The organism is Desulfovibrio sp. An276, assembly GCF_002159665.1.
Classification (GTDB): Bacteria; Desulfobacterota; Desulfovibrionia; order Desulfovibrionales; family Desulfovibrionaceae; genus Desulfovibrio; species Desulfovibrio faecigallinarum.
The window spans coordinates 40718-64287 of record NZ_NFJC01000017.1 but is presented as its reverse complement, the minus strand read 5'-3'; the positions used below and the strand labels follow the sequence as shown (position 1 = coordinate 64287).

Genomic DNA, 23570 nt, shown 5'->3' with positions numbered 1-23570 from the left:
CCATATTTTCTATAGCATTTACGGCAATGGGAGTAAAGTAATTGCTTGAAAAAATTATAATTTCGTTGACACAATAACCGTATGGTTCTACTTTTACCCAACTCTTAGGCTATATCTGGTACATGTCCGCCTGGAAGAGCTCATTTATCAAAGAAATGGACAAGCTTTCGAAAGACAACTGTACGATAACCATAGAGGCGATCAACAAACGCTTCGAATACAGCCCTGAAGTTATCGAGAGTCTATGTAATCTTAACATAGTACCGTCCTTGTTCAGTGTTGAAAAGAATTTCAAGAACGGCAGCAATGTTCGCATATGGCGTACGTTCACGGAAGATAATGGTATCGCCAAAGGGACTGGTTACGGAATATATCTGCACCTCGCTGACGAAGGAATCATTATCGAAGAAACTCTTACTGGTACTGCTGCAGTTGAAAGGCTGAAGTGGAAGCTGTGTGCTCTGCTGCTTGAGTGCAGCGGTAGGGTAGACCTGAACATAACGTCCAGGAAAGATTGGTACGAAAACTGGAAAAGGAGGCATATATGCTACATATAGAAAGGACATATGACGGATTCAAGCTGAGCATGCACCTGGGAGGATCTGCTTTCTCCTCGTGTGATATGAACCCGACAACTGCTGCGCATGACTTGTCGACAGGCATAATCAAATACCTTTTTGACAAGTACCTGGTACCGCCAGACCTCATCCTTGAGCCTGACGATGACGGCAAGAAAAAGCTCATCGAAAAGCTGGACCTGGCGGTGGCCGATGGTCATCGAGTGGTTATACTCTCTGACCCTGAAGCAGAATACAGCCACGAAGTAATTGACAAAATATTCGATAGCTACATTAGGCCGGGAGTAGAGCTCGAAGGGATATTCGTAAACTTCAAGGAAGATAATAACAAGATTGGCTACTGGTTCTATCGTGATGAGAACTTTCCAGATATAGCATGCACCGACTACTATATAAGAGTACGTATACCAGACTTCCGTGATACGCTCTTCACTGGCTGGGAAGAGAGTATGGATGATACAATAGACTCTTTTTCAAACGATATGTGCAAATACATGCTAAACAAAATTGCAGCCGTGAAGTGCGAAGTAGGAGACAAATTTTGATTACCGTAGACTACACAGATAACGGCGTACTAGTCACATTCGAAGCGTTCGGCCAAACGGCAACCGCCACGGCAAGCACACCGTCAACCGCCGCGTACCGGGTAGCGCACAAATTTCTGGAGAACCTTAGCGACAAGTATCTTGGGCCGGCAATTATATACATGTACACAGACGCTGGCAGGGCGGAGGCGATCATTAACATGCTCAACGCTGCGGCTGCCGATGGGTTTACCGTCAAGATATGTGACAATGTTGTTCCAACCAAGATGTACATATTTGATTCCGACAACATACCGAATGGTTTTGTCGAGTATGGATGTAACGTAGACCGTAATATAGTTTGGGGAATGATTCCACAGAGATATTGTGAAGGGGCAAGTATCGTTCCATATGATGAAAGATTTATGGAATCGGTACGGTGCAGAAGAATCTACATAGATTCTATTGGAATAGAGAAAAAATCTTCAAACGGTGATATGATATATCTTTTGCATAAATTCACTTTTCGTAATAACGAAAAGTATATTACCAAAATTACAATGGGCATAGCAGAAGATCACATAAGCTTGATGAACTGCGATTATCGTAAGGCTACCGATAAGCTTGCCTGGCAGATATGCGCCTCTCTGCTAAACAGGCAACCGAAACTGGTATAAAGGACGATATAATGTTTCTTGAAAAGCTATGCACAGTAACGACGATGACAAGTATTGCTGTTTTTGGAGCAGTGGCTGACTCTTCTGAAGAAGTATATATAGAATGTGATATAGACAAGAGCTATGATGCCAATCCAACACACGAGCGTGTACAAAACAAAGATTTTTATAATCTGAATAAAATAGAGACTGATGCGAAGTATTTCGAAGACACGATTCGCATACTACAGAAGGACAGGAAGTTTCGCGCTCACCAGATAATAATCACTTTATCAAACACTCGTGGTGGGATTGCTGTGTTCGCGAAATTTTTGTCTGATGGGGTAGCTGTTGGTCTTTGCGGTGGTCGAATGTGTGTAGATGATTTAGAAGAGTCTGAAAGCAGGTGCTTCTATTATGAAATGCATGCTGAACTCAATAAACTTGGCGATGAATTAGAGAACGCTCAATGGCTGGTAGATAGCATTGAGTTTACTAGAATTCTCGATGACATACGCAACAGTGGTGGTTTGGTAGTGCAGGGGTAAAAATGTACATCACACAAAACGACAACATATACATGGCCGTCCTGGACAACTTCCTCGGCCTGAACTGCGAGGTACCAGGGAAAACACCAAGCGAGGCAGTCACAGGAATGGCGAGTAACTTGGTGGACTACCTGCCGGACAACTACATGTGCATAAGCAGTGAGGAGCTCGATACTATCCGCAGGGGGCGGATTGATCTTCTGAGGGACAAGCTTATCGACAAGTTTGGCAGAGCGGTGGATGACGGGTACCAAGTGTGGTTCTCCGTCTACGATAAGAACAAGCATCAAGAACTGAGTATGCACTATGATGGGTACAACATGGGAGACCTGATCAGGAGCGCCACCGAGACACCACGGAAATTCATACGTTTCATATCGGTTGGAAAGCGCGAGGAAGGTGATGGCCTCTACTCCATGCGTGTGGCAATCGATAGCGATGACCGCATGTATGACACAATGAGACTGGAAGTTCAGACGCGTGATGGCCTGTTCATCAGCATGATCGGTCACGACCGCTATGAGCTCAAGAACCATGTGCAGGAAAGGCTACTGACATACCTTGTGGACAACTATCTGAAAGTGGGGAGGGTTTAGGACCATGAAGGTAACAACGAGCTGTGGCATAATCACAATGTCTACCGAGGTAGTAGGGATAAAATTCCTGTCCACCGGCAAGAGCCCAAAAGAGGCGTGCACAAGGCTTGCGTGCAAGCTGGTGAACTACATCCAGGACAAGTATACTGGACGTATGAGCTTTGTAAAGGATTACATGACAGGAGCATCAATCGCCACCATGAACGACACACTTGGCGAGGGGCTCCGGAAGGCGATAGCTGATGGGTACTTGGTAGACTTTGGCGTAATATACAAAGATTACCGGCGCCGTGATGACGGTGTTGCGTTCACAGGAAAAAACATGGATGAAGTGAGCGACCTGCTCATTACACACAATGACTGTGACTCATTCTATGTAGACGTTCGCAAGTACATCAACAAGGATCGAGACCTCTACTGTCTGCGTATGACCTTCGGCAACGAAGAAAGCAGTCTGGAGAGAAGCATGCTGCTGGCCGTTGTGACAGACGACCTCGACTTCAGGGTTAACGGCTGCTGCGCCCTGGAGGTGAAGAAAAAGGCGTGGGGAAAGATTATGGAACACTTGGTCGAGCACAATCTGAGGATGGAGGAGGAATAGCAGTTATTGAGTAATACTTAATAACTCGAAAACAGCGCCCGGCGCAGCGTTTGTGCTTGCCGGGCGCTTTGTTGTTGTGGTATCGAAACAGCTTAATTTAAGGACAACAACCATGGAAGAATATATTATCGAGAAGGTTGACGACAAGTTTGTCTGCGTCAATAATGACAACCAAAAGGTAACGGACCTCATCACCATCCTGCCGATAGACGTTGTGCAGTTTGACAAGAACTTTGCGTGCCTGAAGTACAATGGATACATGCTCTTCGTATCAAGGGCGGCATTCGGTGGATTTCATCTCCGTTCCTGGACCTGCTGGGGCACGACAGCCATCACGGTTGGCGATGGGCCACAGAGGGTGCACGACGCGAGCTTCCTGCGTATTGACTGGGAAATGCGTGGTGACGACACATACGAAAAGGAAGGTTCTGGCTGGTGGACAATGCATTGTTGCACCAATGGTAGCGAAGAGGTTGACACGGTAGGAGAGGGTGACGAGAACGCCACTTTCGATGACCTTATGCAGTCCATCATTGGTGCATATCCCTTCATTGACGAGTAGCATATAAGCAATTATTTTATTACCTATTAAGCAAGCAGCAATATTTTTCGTGACTACTACCCTGCAAAATTAGCTAATATACAAATAGAGGTGTGTTGTTATACATGTAACAATGCACCTCTATTTGTATACTTAAAATTTTTTATCTGGCATTAAGCGCCCTGCATAGCCCAACAAAAACGCAGTCGTGCACAAAATTTCCGCTTATTTTTAGCATAAGTATTTGAAATACTTGACTTTGGTATGAAAAACTCAAGATGGGTTTGTGGTCGGCATGTATGATTTATCATAAAATTTCTGGAATCGCGTCAGCGAGGCGCTCAGGTGCCTTCTCGAAGGTGTTATGAAATTTGTCAGGTAGTGCTGAACGCCTCGTTGGCAAAACATAATTGAAAAGGAAAATCAATTTCTACGACTCTCATATTTCGATTCTAAGGCATGGGTTTGTGTCTGCGTGTATGATGTATCGTAAAATTGATTTGACGAGCTCAGCGAGGCGCTCAGGTGGCGTAGTGAAGGTGGTAGGTTAGGATGGGTGGTGTGGCTGAGCGCCACGATAACCCCAGCGCAAACCGCCACGGTAAGCGTTACGTCAGGCACAGCGCCAACCGTGGCGGCTATCGTACGCTTAGCGCATGCCCTGCAGCTCCTCAGCCCTCTCCGAACCGTGCTGCCGGCGCCAGTCTCTCAGCAATCCCATAGCGACATCCTTGGTAGGAATGACGCCCCTGCACCTGGCGTTCTGACGTTCGTTCTCGGGACAGTAGCCAAGGACGGCGCAGGATGGTCCAGCGCCAGCGAAGAGATCCAGGGCAGCGTCCTGGCACAGATGCAGCATCTTGTTGGCCATGTCCCGAATCTCTCGCTGAGCGTTCTGGCAGCAGCGTATGGCAAACCAGTCGCGCAGGGCATGGGCGTTCATGCCAATGATAGCCTTGAACTCCGTGGCCTGGGGCTTCAGGTAGCGCAGGTCTTCCTCGGGCAGGCCGTATTCAAGGCCGTTGTTGTACCACTGCTCGGTGATCTCCGCGAGGTCATGGCCGGTAAGGACAGTCTCCTGGCCATCGGGGAGGGTGACAGGCGCTGCGAACTGGGCCACGCTCAGGGGATACACCACGCTGAACGCACGCTTGCCGTGAAGCTCTGCCCTGCCGGACTTGACAAGATAGGAGGCCAGGCGCTTGCGGACGAGTTGCGTCTCGGTGACACGGGAATAGCCCTCCACGCCGAAGATGAAGAAATCGAACTCTGTGGCGGCAAGATGGCCGCTCTGGAGAATGTTGCGGACAATCGCGGGGGAGTACGGTGAGGCTATTATCTCGGTTATCGGGCGCTCAGAGGCCACGAAACGAGCCGCGATGTCCGTGTAGACCTTGCCTCCGCCGGCGATGAGTACGACGTTGCCACTTCCGGTATAGGACTCTTTCATAGGGGTTTGCTCCTATAGTGTAGGGGTTGGAAAACTGATTGCACATTCAATCAAACCTGTCCTGACCTACTCTGTCAGTATTATGTTGTGATGCTGTCGGTAGAAAATAAGGGGGCTGAAATTGTGTAGTAATTTGGTATGCAATTGGTTACACGTTCAATTGTGTAGTGAAATACTATTATTAGTAATCTGCTACACAATTGCATATCCTCTGACGCAAGTTGTTGGAATTACTGGATGTGCTGTTTCTGCTGTCAATAATATCAATGACTTGCATTTGTATCTCCAATTGGTACAGAACTACTCTTTTGGGTATTTTTGAAAATCGTTTTCAATTATAGTGAAATCAATGATTTCAAACACTTAGAAAAATTGGCTCTCAGAGAGCTACTGACAGAGAGGGTACCAATTATGTATGTTGCTTTCTATCAGTAGCATTTTGGGGGTCTGCATAATTCTGTCAGTAGGTATTTTTCGTAAAATATTTTAATGGCTTACGAGAGCAGCTACTGACAGCTCAATTTTGCCCAAAAATAGCTACTGACAGGTTTGTCAATGATGTAGAGAAGTTAAGCCCGATCTACTGAAAGATATGTCCCGACATGTGGTCTGGAACATATACATATTCTAGAGAGTAAAAAATTGAGAAATAGAAAAAGTAATGATTCTGGATAGTTAGAAAAAAAGTAAATAATATCAAATACTTACACATATATAATAATAATAATAAAAATAAAAGAGATCCGATCTAATAATAATAATAATAATAATATAATACCGCCACCCGGGCTTTCTCAATTTCGATTTTTATTTTTTATACCCATACGAATATGTATATGTTCCCCAGGAGGTGTTGGGACATATCTTTCAGTAGAAATGGGATAACTTTATGATTTTACTGAATATCCTGTCAGTAGCATTTTTGGGGCCAAAATGCGCTGTCAGTAGCATGCTCTGCAACATGCTGTAATACTTTACGAAAAAATGCTACTGACAGGATTATGCAGACCCCGATTTTGCTACTGACAGACAACCAACTACATAATTGATTTTTTGCTGTCGGTAGCGTTTTCGAACCCGATTTTCATAAGTACTTGCAATTGCTGTATTTGGTATAATTGAAAATCGTTTTCAAATTACATCATCTGAATAGTAGTAAATCACTATACAATTGCCATTCCGCCCCAAAATCACAATCAACATCTTGTTATTACTGCAAAATCGAGCAAAAATCAAGGAAATTTCAAAAAAATTTCACCTGACCGCTAAACCTTTTGCCAGCACATGGACATAGTTGAGGCATATCCGGAAGAGCTGCGGCTGGCCGAGGGTTTGGTTGGGTATGAACAGAGGTGCTTAGGAGCGCAAAGCGCCCGCTAGGCACAGCGATAAGCGCCACGATAACCGTTACGACATCCGTAGGGATAGCCCCACACTTCACTGTGCGCCTGCCGTGGCGGTTATCGTGGCGGCCAGCCATGCCGCCAACCGTTCTGATAGCACAACACTTCAATCAGCGGCTGCCGTGGCGGTTATCGGGCGCTTGGCATCCCCTAACCACCCTTAAAAACCCCTTACCTAAAAAGCAAGTCGCCCACCACACGTGATTATCTCCACACTAACCTTACAGTTGGTCACGTTTTCAACATTAAAATTCGTGACCAATTCAATAAAATATGTAATTGGCAAAAACTTTTTACCGATTACAACATTTTCGGCAGATTTTCACCACAACCTTCGGCAGATTTCACACACTGCAAAATATCTGCCGAAAAAATTAAATTTTTGACCCCCTTTTTTGTTATAAGGATATGAAATTATTGGGGATTTATGTCCTCGATAATTACCCCCTAAATTATTTCTCTTAAAGGAGTACCACTATGTCTTACATGAACGCCGCCGACTACATCACCGTCAACGTTACCCCCTCCGCCACCGCCGAACCCATCCAGGCTCTTCAGCGCAAGGGTGTCACCATTGCCGACGTGCTCGAAGCCGTGGGTGTTACCCCCGGCAAGGCCACCATTCTTCTCGACGGTGATGTTGTCGATGATCTCAGCACCGAGCTGACCGAGGACTGCGACATCACCTGCCAGCCGAAGTCTTATAAGTCAGGAAATTCCGGCTGCTAGTCAGGTTAACAGGCCCGCTCTTGATACCTGCCAGGAGGGCGGGCCTGTTTTTCCACATAACAACCACCAGGAAAACCATCTGGGGTAAGCTGCCGCTTGCCCCATTTTTTTACCAAGCGAGACCCCATGATATGTCGATACTTGATATCTCACTAGCGGATGGGGCGCGTATACCGGAGACTGCCGTATACAACATGGCAAGTCCTATGGATTCCTCATTCGTAAACGGCTGGTTGAGTCTCAGGAGATACACGCCCATTCCATTTGTAGAAAAACTTCCTACCGAGTTTCTGGTATCCTCTGTGCTTACCTACGAGAACACGCTGGCACTGCGCCACGCTATATCGGATCTTTACGCGGAAATGGCCAGAGGATCAGGAGAGGAGATAATCTGGTCAGAGCTGGCGAAACGGTTTCAGGACAACCTTACCCCAGAGCTTATCGAGGCCATTTCGGCTGGGCTGCATACTCCCGCCATACGTAATCAGGTCACGAGGCTTACCTACGGGGAAAACCCTGCTGGTGATCTGTACGCCCTGAGCAGACGCAAGCAGAACATGGACAGGAGGCGGAACAGGAGCGCCATAACAGGTTTTATGGACAAGTATACTGGCAAGGAAGCTTCCCTGTATCTGTGCGGCATAAGCAATACCCTGTATCTGCTCCATATGGATTTCCCCTACGTGGCAGCGTTCTATTTCGGCTTTGTGCTGGCTGAAGCAGACGAGAACGCAAGTGACACAGATGAGTATATGGCCAGCACATATCGCAAGGTTGACGAGATCCTCGTGGCTATCATGCAGAAATGCCTTGAGGTAGACACGCTGAGCGACAACTTCAATCGCATGCAGATCGCTGCCTCCATACGAGAAAGGAAGGAGAGGGATCCTCAAACTCCTGTCGGCAAATGGCTGAGCGAAGTCGCTGGTACGTATACCGGAAGGTTTCTCATGGCGTATGTCACAAACCTTGTCGAGATGCCTCTCTTCGAGGGTATGAACGCGCCATACATTGAGCCACGCGTCGCGGTGGACGAGATACGCTTCACCAGACAGTTTGCGCCAGTGTTCGGTTCAGAGCTACCCGAACCACAAACCCTGACGCCAGCCCTGCCGGGAAAATGCGGGGTAATACAGCTGGGGAGGGCTGCCATACCATACCTGCAGGCTGTGAGCGATAGGCATCTGCCTGTGATACTGCTGCCGGCTACCATGGAGTGCGCCCTGTTTTTGGCGAAACTTTACAGGGTGAAGCTGCCTGATCCCCTGATGGTACTTCCCAGGAAGTCCCAAGCCATGTGGTCTACCCTGTTTGTCCCAGACAGATTTGCCGTGTTCGCGAAGAACGAGATCGCCTTCAGGACCTCCAGGGAATGGCTTGACGAGCAGTATATGGGCGCGGCTCGCATTGTAGACAGTCTTGTGTTTCTGGGCAGGCACTCTCTTACCGAGTACATGGGGCAGGAGCCATCCCCGGCTCCTAACCTGCAGGTAAACGAGATGCTTGTCCCTGTGATACCAATTTTCAGCAAGTAAGGGTGGTCTATATGTATGAACCATTGCTCAGGTCTTTCGTGGAGAATTTCCTGATGCTCAGCGAAAAAAAGGATACGGAGGCCGAAGAGCTTCAGAAGAAGCTGGAGTCCCTTCTGGATCAGGTTCAGGAGGTGTACAGAAAGCTGGCCTCCGCGAAGTCTGGAAAGTCAAAGATGACAGTCAAGTCTCTCTCGGAAAGTACCTCCAGAAGTTACCCGCGTATGACGTTCAACGTGTCCGAAAGTGGCTACGGTGGGGAGGGAGTGCCGAGAGAAGCCAGTGTCGGTCTCGACAAGGGATCATTCTTCTACAGTATGAACGATACGGGAGAGTACGTGTACGCGGATGCTCCCATACATTCCTTCTGGCTGACGTTTTCCTCTGGGGGACTGAGTTCCTTCACCAAGCTGAACTATACGGTCAACCCAAGGGTACGCGTGGAAAATCACATTAACACCGAGAACTTGAAGATAGAGAACTGTCTTGGCCTTGAATCATACTCCGAGAATTATGGGCATCCACACGTAAATGGATCTGATTCGGACTCAATGAGGCTCACCACCATATGCACTGGCAACAACAGGTTTGTGGAGCTGTTCAAAAGGATACGCAGGCTTGAGGATATTGGCGTCTTCCTGCACAGCGTGTACGACTGGCTTACTCATATTAATATTGGTGACTCGTACAATTCAGCTGTTACGCCAATAAGGTGGGATGAAGATGAATATCATTCCATAATCAGGTTTTACAATCGCCTGGCAGACAGTATGGAGGATATATACACAGGCGCATGGTATAAAGAGTTTGTCGAGAAGGCACGCAAGAACAGTCTTGTTGCGGGAGACATAACCAGATACCAGAGTGTGATGGAGACAAATCTGTATCCGTTTTTGCAGGGCAGCAAGAGTGATTACCCTGAGCTTGCCAATCAGTTTGGCAATATGTGTGCGTATCTGAGGAGTACAAATACCTACAACATATGCAGTGTATTGTGCGTGCACACACTGTTGTCCGCAGCCATGCTTTGGAAGAGGGATGATGGGGACATGCCCTACATGCTGAAAATAGCAACGTTGTCGGACTTTATCCTGTTGCCCTACGCCTGGTGCGCGGAGGAATTGCAGTTCACGGCGAGGCTCGCTCCTTACGCCTTCCCTGACGAACATGACGACAATACCAGGTACGAGCTGATTTCTCCGGCTGAAGTGGCAAGATACTTCAACAGTTACGAATATTTGTGCAAGTAGGAGGTAAGGAGATATGGAGACAGCGGTGGCAGAAGTTGCCGAGATGGTAGAAATAAACGATATTGGTGATGTGGACGAGGCGATAGACTTTAACTTCGACAACCTTGAGAGAAACATCCCGGAGCCGGCGCCTGCCGAGGAGATTTGCGAAATACTGAATGGAGGCGACGCTACGGTAGCCCAGCTGCTTGCCAACGACAGTACCCCAGTGTTCCTCTTCCGCAGGCAGGTGTGGGAAGAGGTGATGTATCTTGCCAAGGCATCGCCTCACAGAGAGTGGGGCGGTTTCCTGGTGCTCAAGCAGTTTACGGCTTTCAAGCCGAAGTACATGGCGATTGACCTGGTGTTCCCCTCGCAGGAGGCCAGCTCGGTTGCCTCGGTATTCAGGACCGAGGAGGTGGAGAAGTTCTACGAGAAGCTGCACGAGCATCCTGACTTTGGTAACCACATGCATTGCCGTATAGCGCATATCCACTCGCATCATTCCATGAGCGCCATGTGGAGCGGCACGGACGATAACCAGCAGTTGTCCCACGATGACCTGGGCTACTACGACACGTTTCGCTACTACCTGGTTGTGAATACGTCCGGTAACGTGCGCTGTTCCTACGTTATGTACCAGCCGTTGCTCAAGCGTATCGATAACATACCTGTGATTATCGTTGGCGAGCATTGCGAGCTTACCGAAGAGCGCAAGTCCGAACTCGATGGCTGGATTGCGGACAGGGTTGCTCCTACCAAGGCGGATGTCTTCTCTGGTATCCGTACCTTTACCGGAGCTGAAACAGAGCAGTATGTGCCCTACACGAAGCCTGTGTGGCAGCAGTACAACAACTACAGCTACTCATATGGTGGTAATACTGCGTGGCCGTATACATACAAAGAGCAGCAGGCAGCTCCATTCAAAAGGTACGACTACGATTACGACTACGACTACAACTACGGAATACCAAACGACAGCCCCGACAATAGCCTGTACGAAACACTGTACGCCATGTGTGCCAATTTGATGGACCTTGGTGTTGTGTACGATCAGGTAGAAGTCAATGAGTTCTGGCAGGAGCTGCAGGGGAGCATAAAGGGTGAGTCATTGGAGCAGATGCGAGACATTCTGACTCTTGATTTTGATGATCAGGCAAGAGAGGCTGTTCTGAGCGGCTTTATCGATACGTATGGAGCTGATGTCAATGCGTTCTGCGATGTGGTGAACTTCATCGGAAAGCATTACCAGTTCATGTACGACAATTCGGATTTTGTGACCGACCTGCTTAGACTCGACGATAAGGATGCTGTTATGGACGCCGGTATGTGGGCGTGCCGTTATGCGAGCGACTTGCTGCAGGCGAAGCCAATTATTAAAAATATTATTGTGTAACGTTTTTGGTAATCGAATTAACTATTTTTGCCACGTTTTTGACATTGCGGCAAAAACAGGGGGTGCTAACGGCAAGAAAAGCATGATTTTTTGACATAAAATTGATTGCTAACTTGCCGTTAGCGAAAAAGAAAATATAAAAGGAGAAAAGGAAAATATGGACGGAGATGATTTCGATCTCGAACAGTTCGCCAACGAGCTTACCAGTAGCGGTAGTGCGCCTGAAGCCGCGCAGCAGGGCGAGGTACATATGTTTGAGGAAAAGTACGAGCGCTTTGTGGACGACATGCGCGAGCACATACTGGGTATGGGCGAGGCCAGGCTTGCGCAGATACAGGAGGAGGGGAGTCAGAGGTTTTCCACAGTATTGCCTGCCAATATGGTGCAGAACACTACCATAGCGCTTGTTGGCGCCGGAGGGCTTGGCAACTGGGTATGGCGTGTGCTTGTTGGTATGGGATTCAGGGACATTGCCATATTTGATGACGATGTTGTCGATACTGTGAACATAGGCCCACAGGCCCATAATTTGATAGATGTTGGTATGCCAAAGGTTGAGGCCATACGCCGACAGGCGCTGGCGTTTCGTGGTGTTGACCTTCAGGTGTTTCCACAGCGTGTAAACGACCTTGGGCACATTTGCAGCCTGCTCGGGTACGTGCCTGACATAGTGATAAGCGCTGTGGACAACATGGAGTTCCGCAAGCGCATGATTGACGAGATTGTTGATCTTGGCGATGACGCACGACAGGTGCAGCTGTACATTGACCTGCGTATGGCGTTGGGTGACTGGAACTGCTTTGTGTATACTCCGAAGAAGATGCGTCAGCTACAGACAAGCAATGTGGAGGGCGCGAGGTCTCTTGTGGCGGCTGTTGAGGGTATGTACCGCAGGGCAGCCTACTTTGATGATGAGAACGGTGTGCAGGAGCCATGCACGGCCAGGGCTATTACCTACACCGGCGCCAACGTGGCCTCCTATGTGGGAGCGTTTATCCACTGGTGGCTTACCGGCGGAGGCAGTCACGAGCCTGCGTGGTACATCACGGAGTTCTACCGCGATGACCGCAAGGACAGGAACTTTAACTGGATGTATGTAAATTCCAGCAGGGAATTTCTGCCGGAAACAAAAACGGAAACCCAAGCGAAGGCCATAGTGAATGGGATAGAGCTGGATCGCTACCGCATGGTTTTCGACAATTGGTTGGAGAATAGATGGAATTGGGGTAACTCTCCCATACTGAACAGGATACCTGGATATGTAAGCTCCAGTAACAGGAGTGATAATGCGTACATAGCTCTCAATATTCGCGGTGAAGAATGTCTTGTAGTCAGATCTGTTGCATCTGTTCTCGGGGGAAATCCGATAACACATCAGTTGGTGATAAATCTGGATACGGAGGACGCAGATCTTGTATCCAGCAGGGAGGATCTTCATTACACAACAACGGCAGAGTTTGACACTAAAAAGTATTTCAGCCACTTGCCACTGTTTACCTTTGCCAGGAATGTTCCGGAGTTCGCTACAATGCTGCTTCTTGGAGAACCATTTTTGCCAGGTCTCGGGGTTTCCGATGAATCAATATACAGTATAGTATATGATCACTGTATCACTGCGTATCTTCTTGTTGGTAAGATAGATATTAATCCAAGATACCAAGGTATAATTGATAGTATTCATACACGAAATTCCGCCAGTAACGGAAATCTTGTTCAGGTTCTTTACGTAAAGAAGGACAACGGTGATCTGTGCAGTTACGATGGATATGTCATATCACTGAAGTATGTGGCGGGGTACTTCAGTGATGATAAAAGTAACGATTCCAAAGCTCACCATGAGTACAAGGCAAGCATAAAGAGCTTTGATGCGTTCAAGGATGCCACAGGACATAAGTTCCACAGGATATCCGAGTTCCGTCCTATGGTATTCAAGCAGGGTATGTCTGAGCTGTGGGACAAGATGTGCAGTATCCCGGATATTGGCAGCGGTCCGGTTGTCACGACTGGATGGCGCTACGATATGCATGATTTGGATGCAACCTTCGACCATGTTTCTCTCAAACGCCTGTCACTGAGACAGGGACATTCTTCTCCAGAGTTCAAGACATTTGTCAGTAATACAGAGGAGTTGGTAAGCCTGACCAACATGGAGGACATATCGCAGCTGGTACCACTTGAGCCTGTAGAATCAGAGCCGGCGCCTGAGCCCGTGATCGCAACAGAGACAGTCGCACTGTCTACCCTGACGCAAGGCGCCCGATTTGTATTCGCAGACAACACTTTCGAGGTTGTCTCGAAGGATTCGGTACGCAATACGGTATGGGCCAAGCACGGCGATTCGCAGACGGTGTTTCCTGGAGACTTCTTGGTATGCCCCACAAATTGCTGATGTATTCGGACGGAGCCTGCACGTTTAACGGCAGGAAGCAGGCGGCGGCTAGCGGAAGCTTTGCCGCGTATCTGGTCCCGTGCGGGACCATATGGGGCTGGCATGGACAGGAGAGTGAAGAGAAGCACTTGCGCCTGAAAGAGGAGGGCAGGCCGCTGGTGCATATGGAAAAGATGACCGTTGTGGCTGGTGCGCATGAGCGTCCCACGAACAACCTGGCAGAAGCAAAGACATTGGAATCAGCGCTGATATGGGCGCGAAACTATGTGAGGGATCACCACGATGACGTGACGAGCGTCGAGGTGTGTATGGACAGCAGGACGGTAGAGTACCAGCTGAAGGGGGTGTACAGAACGAACGCGGAACATTTGAAAAGGATTCACGCACGCATATTGGACATCATAGATGAAATTACTGTACCGGTGCATCTCGTATGGATACCGGGGACGCTTATGAAGCAGACGATTATTGCGCATTAAGGTTTGTTTTTGCAAGAAAACCAAACCTTAATGCCGAATTGATTGACTAGCTGGCTAAGCCGGCAAGCACCAAAAAGGAGAAAACAATGATAGACAACGAAAAACTCAACAAGGCACTCGAAATTCTCAAGGACGACCCCAGCTTTGCCAACCTGAACCTGGAGGATGTTCGGAAGGTTCTTACCCGGATGAGCAAGCCTCGCAAGGTGGACAAGAATTACAAGGTGGATGACTTTGACGCTGTGGTTGAGCGCATGCGGGAGATCACCAGTGCCTCTACAGCGCAGGATTTGCAGCGCCTTGCTGACATAAATTCCGCAACCTTCGTAAAGGCCAAGCAAGCTGGGCACATACCTTCCTACTGGCTGTGGAACCTGATGATGCTCTATTCCGTGAACCCCTACTATATTTTGTTCGGGGGAGAAAACAAGAAATTCCTTATGGTTAGCGACAATCCTGGAATTGACAGGGTGTAACAGAAGGGGGATTGGGCTCAATATTTAATTAGAGCCCCTTGCCAAGATCGGCGGTGCGTGATACGGTTCATTTCGTAAAGCGCACCGCCTTATTTGGCTGGAAAATCCCCCTAATTTTTTACCCGAACGAAGGTTGACAGTATGCAGGTTTATAAACGTGACGGCAGTGTGGATGAGTTTGATTCCAACAAAATAGCAAACTCCATATCCTCACTTGTCAATCCTGACAATATCAACACTATTACCGCTGACATTATTAACGATATGAATGTCGGCAAAGATATTACAACGTCAGAAATCAGCAATATTGTAATGGCACATCTGGACAAGGTTGCTGCTGATAAATACGCTGAAGAGCGCCTTAGCCGTGATGCTGAGCGAGAGAAACAGGGATATATATTCAACCGATTGCGTACGCTTACCAACATTGACGCAAGCCAGGATACAGGTATGCGTGAGAATGGGAATATCAACGCCGATAGCACTATGGGGCTGATGCTGAAGATTGGCTCTGATGTGATGAAGCACTATTACCTGTCCGAGGTGCTGAGCCCAGAAGCTTCAAAAGCTCACAGAGATGGAGTCACGCACGAACATGATCTGGATTTTTATGGAACGGCAGCAAACTGCCTCCAGATTAACCTTGAGAAGTTGTTCGAGAATGGCTTTAGCACCGGGCACGGGTCTATTCGCACGCCGCAGTCTATCCGCAATTACTGGTCTCTTCTGTGTATAGTTATCCAGGCTAATCAGAACGATATGTTTGGGGGCCAGTCCATCCCGGCGCTTGAGTATTATCTTGCCCCTGGCGTGTCGAAATCTTTCGCCCGTATATTGGCCGATACCATCATCGAGAGTATGGGAGCTCGCGACAAGTACGGTATGCATCACGCAAGGCGTTTCCGCGATGCGGCCATGGAGCGTATCTATCCCAAGTGCGGCAAGACCCTGATGTCCAATGAGGCCATCAAAGAGCTCTGTTCTCTCTGCGAGGAGTTCTATGGCGTTAAGCCAACAAAGCAGCAGGTGAACTCTGCTATCATCCAGGTGACAGACGAGTGTATGCAAGGTGCCGAGGCATGCATCCACAACCTTTGTACCATGGCGAGCAGAGCTGGCGCCCAAGTTCCGTTCTCTTCTGTGAACTACGGTATGGGAACGTCTATTGAGCAGCGTATGGTAATCGCGTGCATGCTGCAGGCACTTGATAATGGCCTTGGTAATGGCGAGACGCAGATATTTCCCATTCATGTGTTTCTCGTTAAAGATGGTGTGAACTACAAGCCTGGTGATCCTAACTACGATTTGTTCAGGAAAGCAATTGCAGTTACAGCACATCGTATGTTCCCCAACTACGAGTTTCTGGATTCGCCATTCAATTTGCAGTATTATAAAGAAGGTGAGCCGGATACCTACGTCTGTACGATGGGGTGCCGCACCCGCGTGATGGGCAACGTCAATGGCCCTGAGACTACCTCCATGCGTGGCAACCTGTCCTTTATCACGGTAAACCTGCCGCACCTCGCTCTCGAATCTGAAGGTAACATCGATACATTCTTCAAGAAGCTGGACGATACCATTGATCTCTGCATTGAGGAGCTTCTCTTCCGATTCCGCATCCAGGCATCTCGTCACGTGTACAATTACCCCATGCTCTTCGGAAACAAGATGTACATGGGTTCCGAGGACTTGAAGGATGATTCTACTCTGTTCGACGCTTACAAGCATGGTACTCTCACTACTGGCTTTGTTGGACTCGCTGAATGCCTTGTGGCCCTTATCGGGAAGCACCACGGAGAGTCAGCCGAAGCGCAGGAGCTTGGCTTGAGGATCATCGGCCATATGCGTGAGCGCATGGACCAGGCTACCGAAAAGCATCATTTGAACTTCTCTCTTATCGGCTCTCCCGCAGAGAGTACTGCTTCTTCGCTACTGCGCAAGGATCGAGAACGCTTTGGTGTTATCCCTGGTGTTACCGATAGAGAGTATTACACTAACTCCTCCCATTGCCCTGTTTGGTATAATATTAGCGCAAAAGATAAACTAGCCATAGAAGCACCTTACCACGCTCTTGAGAACGGAGGGCATATCGCTTATGTCGAGTTTGATGGAGATCCCACACAAAATCTGGAGGCTGTTGAGCGTATTGTTCGCTGGATGCATGACTTTAATATTGGTTACGGCGCTATTAACAGGGCTATTGATACTTGCACTGTGTGTGGCCATACCGGTATCATTAACGATATGTGTCCAAAGTGTGGCAATAGCGATGAAGGAAAAATTCAACGCCTTCGGAGAATAACAGGATACTTGGTGGGAGACAGGAACAAGCGGTTTAACGATGGTAAGCTTGCAGAAGAGCGTGATCGCGTTAAGCATAAAATATAGCTGTCAGGGGTATTTTTATACATGTATATCTAAACATGCCATCATTGTTACTGCTAACATCGTTAAGCACATTTTAACGCGTTTTTGATCATATTTTTGCTTGTGGGTGCCAATTGCGCTATGCGTTTTTGGCACCCATTTTTGTTATAAGGTATTGTCTGGAATTTCCCAGCTTTAAGGAGGATTTTATGGCTAAAATCGCAAGTTACGAGTTCAACTCTGTCGTGGACGGTCCAGGCATTCGTAACGTCGTGTTTTTTCAGGGATGTTCGCATCACTGCAAGGGTTGTCACAATCCACAGACACATGACCCTGATGCCGGACATGTCGAAAATTCAAAAAATATTGTTGAAAAGCTGCTGGAGGGCTTTACAAGGGATGAGATACCCCGTATCACTATCTCAGGCGGAGACCCCTTTTTCCAAGAGGACGCACTCACAAGGTTGTGCTTGAATCTCAAGTATGCCCGCCAGGACTGCAATATTTGGGTGTACACAGGCTACCTTTGGGAGAATGTCTGTCTAAGTCACGCCATACCGTTTATCGATGTGTTGGTAGACGGGCCATTTGTGCAGGAGTTGCGAACACTTGAACTCCCGTACCGTGGTTCTTCGAATCAGCGATTGATAGACTGCCATAAAAGTCTCGGGGCTGACAGGGTTGTCCTGTGGAAGCCCGACGAGACCGAACCGTCAGAACTTCTCAAGTGGCTTGAAAAGGCAGAGGAGGGGGATATCCACTATGGCAAAGGCAAAGAGGGTAAGACGTACAGTGCCGGAATTGTTGGTGTATTGGACTCAACAGGCGGCACTGGGCGACGAGAAGGCAAAGCAGCGGTTGGAGGCGACGCTGTTGAAGAAGATAGAGTCTGCCGAAAAGGCGCAACAAGCTAAGGCCGCAACTGGTAAGGCGACTGCTAATAAGGAAAAACCCGTAAAGCCGTTGGTCGGCGACAAGCTTACAAAGGAGCTGCTGAAACTCATACGCAAGCATTGCAGCGAGTGTATGGGTGGTGGCTCCGTAAAGATAGTCGATGGGCGGCACGTGGTTGAACCGGACTGCGAAATATCAACTTGTAATCTCTACAGGATTCGCAATGGAGAACTTGATATTACCTAAACCTGACAGCGATAGTCAGGAGTATAAGGATTACTGCACGCTTGCAAGTGTGTTTAACGAGGCATGCTGCCAGGCGGCGTATGGCAAGGGCAGGGAGAGACACAATCGTGATTGCAAGGAATTTCGTAAGCAGCCAATTATGACCATTACACGTGATGTTGGCTTGGGATTTCCTGTAGGACAGTGCTGCAAGAAGGCGGTTGAGGCCATAGGACTGCTGGAGTCAAAGGGGCCGGAAGCGGCGCGGAACGAGCTGCTGGGCGCTATAAATTATTTGGCGGCTGCAGTTCTGTACATAGATGAATCAACGAGCAATAGCACCGGGGAATAAAAATGTCTGATGATATCGCAATGGCGGATGTTTGTGAGGCTGTGGAATTAGGGAAGTCGCCGTTGCTTACCATTAAGGAAGTAGCGAAGATTCTCAGATGTACGCCGGGGCAGGTGAGGAATTACATACACCGCGAGGAGAATCCACTGAAGTGTGTGCAGTTTTCCCCCAGGCGGCTGTACGTTCTGAAGGAAGAATTGAATCGCTTTATCTTCAACAATGTAAACAGGTAGGCAGCGCCATGTTGGCCGAAACAGTGTTCACAGATGACAAGCAGCGAAAAGTTCGGGTGTTCCGGGAAGATAACCTTTTGCTGTTTGTTGCCAGAGACATATTGTCGTCTCTGGATTTCTCGCAAAAGGCTATCAACAATATTGGAAAATCGTTTTCCAGTGTTCCTGAAGAATGGAAGAGGTATCGTATCATTCCCACCAACAGCGGCAGGCAGACAGCACTGCTGGTGTCCGAGGCCGGAATGTTCTACTTCCTGTTCCGTAGCAACAAACCCAAAGCGCTTGGCTTCTCGAAGTGGGTAGCTCATCAGGTCACCCATTACACTGGCGCTGACACTTCCAACGGAGATTAACCAACATTGAATACAGCACAAATCGGGAGGGATTTGTGCGGAAACCTTGGGTATGTGTACGTCATTGCCGACAGGGAAAGAAATATGGTGAAGATAGGGCGGACCAAGGATCCTCGGCGGAGAACGAGGTCCGTCCTGTCAGCGGCTGGCATCAGCCCGGACAAGGCAATGGTGTATGTTACCCCTGTGGTACTTGACTACGCTTCCCTGGAGAAAAGTGCGCTCAAAAAGTTCTCCGGCAAGCGTACGAATGGTGAATGGGTTCGCTACCCGTTCTATACGGTGCGCAACTACGTTAAGCGGTGTAGCGATCAGATGACCGCAACCGAAGATGATATCCGTCGTGTACGCATGGAAGAAGAGATTGATGTTCACAATGCGTATGTGAGGGACTTCGCCAATTTGATTGGTATGTGCGGATAGGGGTGTTAAATGGTTTCACCACCTTACATTCATATCTATACGGTACTACTGGTGCCTGCCATATCGATGTGTGGGAGAGATTCTTCTATACATGCAAGAATGATCTGAAGAAATATCGTAATACCACACCAGTTTGTGGCATGGCAGCGTAGATAAAAATATAGGCGCATTACCGTACCCCATACGATAATGCGCCATTCAAAAAAGGAGATAAAATGGAACTCACAGATGAGCAGGCTATGGAAGCCGTGGAAATAGCGAGGAGAAGACTTACCGGTAAGCGCAAGGATATAATAGTGAGACACTTTGGTTCCAGAGACAAGCGTGAAGAGCCTCAGAGGCCGGTAAGTCTTGACGAGCTCACTTTTGATAACAGGAATTATATAATACCGCTGGTGATCCCAAATGACAGACATAACTCTTAGCGATGAGCAAAACAATGCCATAGATGCCATACTTGAGTGGTATCGCAGAGGTGGTACGGTGTTTACGCTTACCGGCTACGCTGGTACCGGAAAGACTACGGTTCTCAGTTACCTGCTCGAAAAGCTGTCCGACAAGGTAGCAGTTGCCCTTTGCGCCCCCACCGGAAAGGCTACCTCGGTGCTGAGGTCAAAGATGGGTCCGTACTGCAAGGTCAAAAGTATAGCTACTCTGCACAGGACCATATATTACCCACCGGAAGAAACAAAAAATAATAACCTGCTTTTTACAAGCAGAAAACATATACCGGCAGACATGCTCATCATTGATGAAGCATCGATGCTAAACCAGGAGATACTCTGGGATGTGCTCAAGCTGAATGTGCCTGTTGTCCTTATAGGTGACAGCTTCCAGTTGCCACCGGTATCTGGCACACGCATAGATGTTCTCGACAACCCTGACGCAAGACTTACGAAAGTCTTCCGACAAGCACTCGATAACCCCATCATCAAGGCCGCTACCATGGTTCGTGAAGAGGGAAGGCTTCCGGACGTTGGTTTGCATAAAACATCGTCAGGAGCGTGTGGCGTGTTTCCCGCGTACGCAGGCGCAAAGTACGCTCAGGCATTCTTCAAAAACATAGGCAAGTCCAACACCACGCTTCTGTGCTACACAAATAGCAGGCGCCAGCGTTTGAATATACAGATGCGGGACAAGCTTGGTTACACTGGTAACGTTCAGGTAGGCGAGAAGATAGTTGTATTGAGAAACACGCTTGGAGGATCACTGTACAACGGAGAGGTGCATAAGGTTCTCAAGATAGGTGAGATTAAGGATCTGGATAGAGATGTGTTCGTTAACGCCAATACGATGGTAGTGTGGCTGGAGGGCTGCCATGAGTGGGTACCGATAAATGGGGATGGTCTGGAGAGCACGTCTTTTCCGAAAGTCACTCCAGATACCGTGCCTGTCCAGTATGGATACGCGTTGTCAGTGCACAAGGCGCAGGGCAGTGAATGGGACAATGTGGTCCTGTATGCTGACTACAAGCCAGGTAAGGTATCCGAAGAGGAGTACACTCACTGGCTGTACACAGGTGTAACCAGAGCGAAGAAGAATCTGCTGGTAATAAGGTAGGCCGTATGATCATTTTGCTCATACTGTTGCTCAGCTTCTTTGCAGTAGGTCTTGCCTCATTGGTTACCGATTCATCACCAGTAGAGGACATAGTAGCATTTATTGTGTCGTGCGCTGTCTTTACATGGTTTTTCTGGAGTGAAATTGAAAAATGTTTGACTTTGCTATCAATTTCATAGGGATACTGCTGGTGCTTACAATTACCAGTGTGGCGTGGTGGACCATCTTCTGGTGGTGTGAGCCAACGGACACAACGTTTTTCAAGTTTCTGACTTTTGTAGCAGTTATATCGGCAGCAATGGCACTTTTACTAAGTGTTGTAAATTGAGGGTAATAACATGAGAGCGTTGATCGTTATTATATTGCATGTATGCAGCATAATAACAGTACCTGCATATACAGAAGCTTTTGAGTTTAACAACAAGCATAAAGTCGAGGAAAGCAGAGATACGAAAAAGCGTGAGCGATTTCGTATAGTTTGTATAGATGGATACAAGTTTGTGGAGAGTAACGTCAGATTTCCCGAGTGGCCTGTTGTTCAGCTCTGGGAAAACACGCCAAATGGCCCAAGGCCAGCTGTATGCACAGAGAGGAGGAGATAGGTATGGAAAGGTATATATACGCGGGAGAAGGCCCCGAAAACGATGCCTTCATGGAAGATCTCAGGGACAGGGTTGAGCAGTGCAGGCAGGCACGCAAGTCTCTCAAGGAAGACTATGGTGCTGATGGTCTGTACATTGAGGGCAATGAGATTATGGGCCTGGCCTTTAATGAACGAAAAAACCTGCCTTATCTGAGGGGGGAGATAGAGCTTGGCGGTGGATATGGATATCTCCCCAGAAAGGGAGACAAGGAAGGAAAGAAACTCGCCAACAGGATTGAGCAGGAGAAGATGCTGCACTTCGATCCGAGCAAGTATATTATGGAAAAACTGGGAGTAAGAAGAGATTCCTATGAAAGAGGGCGTTGGTATTGCACTGTCGCTGGATACACTACGAAACGAGTGATGGTGAAAATACCAGGTCCAAAGGATGAGGAGTTCCCTGTTGTGCCTGACTGGATGAGGGAAATCACTCAGTCCGAATGCGACAGGCTGTATGCTGAAGAGGGCTAGCAATGCTGTGCGATACCGGAGACTGGTATTATACGCTTGAGATCATAGGCTACCGTGCCGAGGGCTTGGCGCTTGTACTTGAGCGTATGCGGAGCGGAAAGTCAGCCATTGAGGCTATCGAAGAGATAGCCAGGGAGTACCTCGATGGTGTGCGCCTGGGGATGGCTGTAGGAAACGGGCCGGAGACGTATCGAAAAGTGCGCAAGGTACTAGATGGCGTTAAGCAGCTCAAGACACAAAACAAGGAGGGTATCTGATGGAATACCAGTACTATGTTGGTGAAGGGAAGTACAACGATCTTTTGTACTACAAGGCTACGTACCTGAATCTAAAGCACAAGGAAGCGTGCGAGCGCCTTATAGCGGACTATTGCTCTCCTGAGCGCTTCAGATTTGATGACAACAAGGTGGCTATCTTTGCCTACAGTAGACCTGTCGAACATGAGGCGCTGAAATTTGATGGAATGTGTGAGGAAACAGGACAGTATCTGTACAGACCTTCAAAGAAAACGCTTGAGGGATTGAAGCTTATTGCCCGTCTTGAGATAGACCAGGACCTTAGTTTTGATATATCGAAGTACATACTTAAGGAACTCAACTGGAACTACTTCCACTACGTCGATGTAGAAAACGAATGCGTATATAATGCGTCTGCTGGATACTGGGACGGAAGAATACTGGCTATTGTTCCTGTTGAAGACAAAACCGATGGACCAATAGGCCCGCTGTTTATGCGTGAGGTAAACCGCGAGGAATACGAGAAGATATGTGGTGGGATATAGGACTTATCGTAGCAGGCATACTGTTTTTGGTAATCACGGTGCTAGGGATGACAATAGGGTACGTCAATATTATTCACTCGGAACGTGATGCTGAAAAACTCCTTAACGTCTGGCTTGTGCTGGCACCTATATTTTGCGTGT

28 protein-coding genes are annotated in these 23570 nt (G+C 48.1%); 27 read left to right on the top strand and 1 reads right to left on the bottom strand.

The window, feature by feature from the left end; genetic code table 11:
• Window positions 1–155: 155 nt before the first annotated feature.
• The 7 genes from B5F76_RS08470 (at window position 156) to B5F76_RS08440 (ending at window position 4065) form a co-directional block, all read left to right on the top strand.
• The gene (locus B5F76_RS08470; RefSeq protein WP_087353277.1) at window positions 156–557 is read left to right on the top strand and encodes a hypothetical protein; all 402 of its coding nucleotides are present in this window, start codon (window positions 156–158) and stop codon (window positions 555–557) included.
• A complete protein-coding gene (locus tag B5F76_RS08465) occupies window positions 545–1123 on the top strand; it encodes a hypothetical protein (RefSeq protein WP_087353275.1) in 579 nt (192 codons plus the stop codon). Before B5F76_RS08470 ends, B5F76_RS08465 begins: the two co-directional genes overlap by 13 nt.
• The gene (locus B5F76_RS08460) at window positions 1120–1779 is read left to right on the top strand and encodes a hypothetical protein (RefSeq protein ID WP_087353273.1); all 660 of its coding nucleotides are present in this window, start codon (window positions 1120–1122) and stop codon (window positions 1777–1779) included. Before B5F76_RS08465 ends, B5F76_RS08460 begins: the two co-directional genes overlap by 4 nt.
• Window positions 1780–1790: 11 nt before the next feature.
• Window positions 1791–2306, top strand: coding sequence for a hypothetical protein (locus B5F76_RS08455; protein ID WP_087353271.1), 516 nt, complete (start codon window positions 1791–1793; stop codon window positions 2304–2306).
• Between the two features lie 2 nt (window positions 2307–2308).
• Window positions 2309–2902 (top strand): hypothetical protein, encoded by a 594-nt coding sequence (locus tag B5F76_RS08450; protein ID WP_087353269.1) that lies wholly within the window; start codon window positions 2309–2311, stop codon window positions 2900–2902.
• Between the two features lie 4 nt (window positions 2903–2906).
• Window positions 2907–3503 (top strand): hypothetical protein, encoded by a 597-nt coding sequence (locus B5F76_RS08445; RefSeq protein WP_087353267.1) that lies wholly within the window; start codon window positions 2907–2909, stop codon window positions 3501–3503.
• A gap of 112 nt (window positions 3504–3615) precedes the next feature.
• On the top strand, window positions 3616–4065 hold the full coding sequence (locus tag B5F76_RS08440; protein ID WP_087353265.1) for a hypothetical protein: 450 nt from the start codon (window positions 3616–3618) through the stop codon (window positions 4063–4065).
• Window positions 4066–4693: 628 nt separating this feature from the next.
• Here B5F76_RS08440 and B5F76_RS08435 read toward each other — a convergent pair.
• A complete protein-coding gene (locus tag B5F76_RS08435) occupies window positions 4694–5494 on the bottom strand; it encodes an FAD-dependent thymidylate synthase (protein WP_087353264.1) in 801 nt (266 codons plus the stop codon).
• A 1880-nt stretch (window positions 5495–7374) separates the two neighbouring features.
• On the opposite strand from B5F76_RS08435, the gene B5F76_RS08430 reads away from it, so the two are divergent.
• The 20 genes from B5F76_RS08430 (at window position 7375) to B5F76_RS08345 (ending at window position 23429) form a co-directional block, all read left to right on the top strand.
• A complete protein-coding gene (locus B5F76_RS08430; RefSeq protein ID WP_087353262.1) occupies window positions 7375–7626 on the top strand; it encodes a hypothetical protein in 252 nt (83 codons plus the stop codon).
• Window positions 7627–7757: 131 nt separating this feature from the next.
• Window positions 7758–9161, top strand: a complete 1404-nt coding sequence (locus tag B5F76_RS08425) for a hypothetical protein (protein WP_144268434.1) — start codon at window positions 7758–7760, stop codon at window positions 9159–9161.
• A gap of 11 nt (window positions 9162–9172) precedes the next feature.
• Complete coding sequence (locus B5F76_RS08420) at window positions 9173–10408, top strand: hypothetical protein (RefSeq protein ID WP_162608772.1); 1236 nt, start codon at window positions 9173–9175, stop codon at window positions 10406–10408.
• A gap of 13 nt (window positions 10409–10421) precedes the next feature.
• On the top strand, window positions 10422–11783 hold the full coding sequence (locus tag B5F76_RS08415; RefSeq protein ID WP_087353256.1) for a hypothetical protein: 1362 nt from the start codon (window positions 10422–10424) through the stop codon (window positions 11781–11783).
• A 157-nt stretch (window positions 11784–11940) separates the two neighbouring features.
• Window positions 11941–14172 carry a ThiF family adenylyltransferase gene (locus B5F76_RS08410; protein ID WP_087353254.1) on the top strand — a complete coding sequence of 744 codons (2232 nt, stop codon included), beginning with the start codon at window positions 11941–11943 and terminating at the stop codon, window positions 14170–14172.
• Entirely contained in the window at window positions 14154–14651 is a 498-nt protein-coding gene (locus B5F76_RS08405) for a hypothetical protein (protein WP_087353252.1), read from the top strand. The genes B5F76_RS08410 and B5F76_RS08405 overlap by 19 nt, the downstream gene beginning before the upstream one ends.
• Window positions 14652–14737: 86 nt before the next feature.
• On the top strand, window positions 14738–15127 hold the full coding sequence (locus B5F76_RS08400; protein ID WP_087353250.1) for a hypothetical protein: 390 nt from the start codon (window positions 14738–14740) through the stop codon (window positions 15125–15127).
• A gap of 141 nt (window positions 15128–15268) precedes the next feature.
• Entirely contained in the window at window positions 15269–17515 is a 2247-nt protein-coding gene (locus tag B5F76_RS08395) for an anaerobic ribonucleoside triphosphate reductase (RefSeq protein ID WP_087353248.1), read from the top strand.
• Between the two features lie 188 nt (window positions 17516–17703).
• Entirely contained in the window at window positions 17704–18408 is a 705-nt protein-coding gene (nrdG, locus tag B5F76_RS08390; protein ID WP_087353246.1) for an anaerobic ribonucleoside-triphosphate reductase activating protein, read from the top strand.
• Complete coding sequence (locus tag B5F76_RS14510) at window positions 18368–18634, top strand: hypothetical protein (RefSeq protein ID WP_144268432.1); 267 nt, start codon at window positions 18368–18370, stop codon at window positions 18632–18634. Before nrdG ends, B5F76_RS14510 begins: the two co-directional genes overlap by 41 nt.
• Window positions 18612–18965, top strand: a complete 354-nt coding sequence (locus B5F76_RS08385) for a hypothetical protein (protein WP_144268431.1) — start codon at window positions 18612–18614, stop codon at window positions 18963–18965. Before B5F76_RS14510 ends, B5F76_RS08385 begins: the two co-directional genes overlap by 23 nt.
• Before the next feature lie 2 nt (window positions 18966–18967).
• Window positions 18968–19198, top strand: coding sequence for a helix-turn-helix domain-containing protein (locus tag B5F76_RS15580; protein ID WP_087353242.1), 231 nt, complete (start codon window positions 18968–18970; stop codon window positions 19196–19198).
• On the top strand, window positions 19117–19551 hold the full coding sequence (locus tag B5F76_RS08375) for a BRO-N domain-containing protein (protein ID WP_239407001.1): 435 nt from the start codon (window positions 19117–19119) through the stop codon (window positions 19549–19551). Before B5F76_RS15580 ends, B5F76_RS08375 begins: the two co-directional genes overlap by 82 nt.
• Window positions 19552–19557: 6 nt before the next feature.
• Window positions 19558–19974, top strand: coding sequence for a GIY-YIG nuclease family protein (locus tag B5F76_RS08370; RefSeq protein ID WP_144268429.1), 417 nt, complete (start codon window positions 19558–19560; stop codon window positions 19972–19974).
• Window positions 19975–20189: 215 nt separating this feature from the next.
• Window positions 20190–20399, top strand: a complete 210-nt coding sequence (locus B5F76_RS08365) for a hypothetical protein (protein ID WP_087353236.1) — start codon at window positions 20190–20192, stop codon at window positions 20397–20399.
• Entirely contained in the window at window positions 20380–21534 is a 1155-nt protein-coding gene (locus B5F76_RS08360; RefSeq protein ID WP_087353234.1) for an ATP-dependent DNA helicase, read from the top strand. The genes B5F76_RS08365 and B5F76_RS08360 overlap by 20 nt, the downstream gene beginning before the upstream one ends.
• 338 nt (window positions 21535–21872) lie before the next feature.
• Window positions 21873–22136 carry a hypothetical protein gene (locus B5F76_RS14505; RefSeq protein ID WP_144268428.1) on the top strand — a complete coding sequence of 88 codons (264 nt, stop codon included), beginning with the start codon at window positions 21873–21875 and terminating at the stop codon, window positions 22134–22136.
• Window positions 22137–22138: 2 nt separating this feature from the next.
• Window positions 22139–22648, top strand: coding sequence for a hypothetical protein (locus B5F76_RS08355; RefSeq protein ID WP_087353232.1), 510 nt, complete (start codon window positions 22139–22141; stop codon window positions 22646–22648).
• A 2-nt stretch (window positions 22649–22650) separates the two neighbouring features.
• Complete coding sequence (locus B5F76_RS08350; protein ID WP_087353230.1) at window positions 22651–22905, top strand: hypothetical protein; 255 nt, start codon at window positions 22651–22653, stop codon at window positions 22903–22905.
• The gene (locus B5F76_RS08345) at window positions 22905–23429 is read left to right on the top strand and encodes a hypothetical protein (RefSeq protein ID WP_087353228.1); all 525 of its coding nucleotides are present in this window, start codon (window positions 22905–22907) and stop codon (window positions 23427–23429) included. The genes B5F76_RS08350 and B5F76_RS08345 overlap by 1 nt, the downstream gene beginning before the upstream one ends.
• Window positions 23430–23570 lie beyond the last annotated feature (141 nt).

Bases quoted from the DNA above. Each gene is read 5' to 3' on its own strand.
- B5F76_RS08470 (WP_087353277.1), top strand. From the start codon at position 156: ATGGACAAGCTTTCGAAAGACAACTGTACGATAACCATAGAGGCGATC.
- B5F76_RS08465 (WP_087353275.1), top strand. From the start codon at position 545: ATGCTACATATAGAAAGGACATATGACGGATTCAAGCTGAGCATGCAC.
- B5F76_RS08455 (WP_087353271.1), top strand. From the start codon at position 1,791: ATGTTTCTTGAAAAGCTATGCACAGTAACGACGATGACAAGTATTGCT.
- B5F76_RS08450 (WP_087353269.1), top strand. From the start codon at position 2,309: ATGTACATCACACAAAACGACAACATATACATGGCCGTCCTGGACAAC.
- B5F76_RS08445 (WP_087353267.1), top strand. From the start codon at position 2,907: ATGAAGGTAACAACGAGCTGTGGCATAATCACAATGTCTACCGAGGTA.
- B5F76_RS08440 (WP_087353265.1), top strand. From the start codon at position 3,616: ATGGAAGAATATATTATCGAGAAGGTTGACGACAAGTTTGTCTGCGTC.
- B5F76_RS08435 (WP_087353264.1), bottom strand. From the start codon at position 5,494: ATGAAAGAGTCCTATACCGGAAGTGGCAACGTCGTACTCATCGCCGGC.
- B5F76_RS08430 (WP_087353262.1), top strand. From the start codon at position 7,375: ATGTCTTACATGAACGCCGCCGACTACATCACCGTCAACGTTACCCCC.
- B5F76_RS08425 (WP_144268434.1), top strand. From the start codon at position 7,758: ATGTCGATACTTGATATCTCACTAGCGGATGGGGCGCGTATACCGGAG.
- B5F76_RS08420 (WP_162608772.1), top strand. From the start codon at position 9,173: ATGTATGAACCATTGCTCAGGTCTTTCGTGGAGAATTTCCTGATGCTC.
- B5F76_RS08415 (WP_087353256.1), top strand. From the start codon at position 10,422: ATGGAGACAGCGGTGGCAGAAGTTGCCGAGATGGTAGAAATAAACGAT.
- B5F76_RS08410 (WP_087353254.1), top strand. From the start codon at position 11,941: ATGGACGGAGATGATTTCGATCTCGAACAGTTCGCCAACGAGCTTACC.
- B5F76_RS08405 (WP_087353252.1), top strand. From the start codon at position 14,154: ATGCCCCACAAATTGCTGATGTATTCGGACGGAGCCTGCACGTTTAAC.
- B5F76_RS08400 (WP_087353250.1), top strand. From the start codon at position 14,738: ATGATAGACAACGAAAAACTCAACAAGGCACTCGAAATTCTCAAGGAC.
- B5F76_RS08395 (WP_087353248.1), top strand. From the start codon at position 15,269: ATGCAGGTTTATAAACGTGACGGCAGTGTGGATGAGTTTGATTCCAAC.
- nrdG (WP_087353246.1), top strand. From the start codon at position 17,704: ATGGCTAAAATCGCAAGTTACGAGTTCAACTCTGTCGTGGACGGTCCA.
- B5F76_RS08385 (WP_144268431.1), top strand. From the start codon at position 18,612: ATGGAGAACTTGATATTACCTAAACCTGACAGCGATAGTCAGGAGTAT.
- B5F76_RS15580 (WP_087353242.1), top strand. From the start codon at position 18,968: ATGTCTGATGATATCGCAATGGCGGATGTTTGTGAGGCTGTGGAATTA.
- B5F76_RS08365 (WP_087353236.1), top strand. From the start codon at position 20,190: ATGGAACTCACAGATGAGCAGGCTATGGAAGCCGTGGAAATAGCGAGG.
- B5F76_RS08360 (WP_087353234.1), top strand. From the start codon at position 20,380: ATGACAGACATAACTCTTAGCGATGAGCAAAACAATGCCATAGATGCC.
- B5F76_RS14505 (WP_144268428.1), top strand. From the start codon at position 21,873: ATGAGAGCGTTGATCGTTATTATATTGCATGTATGCAGCATAATAACA.
- B5F76_RS08355 (WP_087353232.1), top strand. From the start codon at position 22,139: ATGGAAAGGTATATATACGCGGGAGAAGGCCCCGAAAACGATGCCTTC.
- B5F76_RS08350 (WP_087353230.1), top strand. From the start codon at position 22,651: ATGCTGTGCGATACCGGAGACTGGTATTATACGCTTGAGATCATAGGC.
- B5F76_RS08345 (WP_087353228.1), top strand. From the start codon at position 22,905: ATGGAATACCAGTACTATGTTGGTGAAGGGAAGTACAACGATCTTTTG.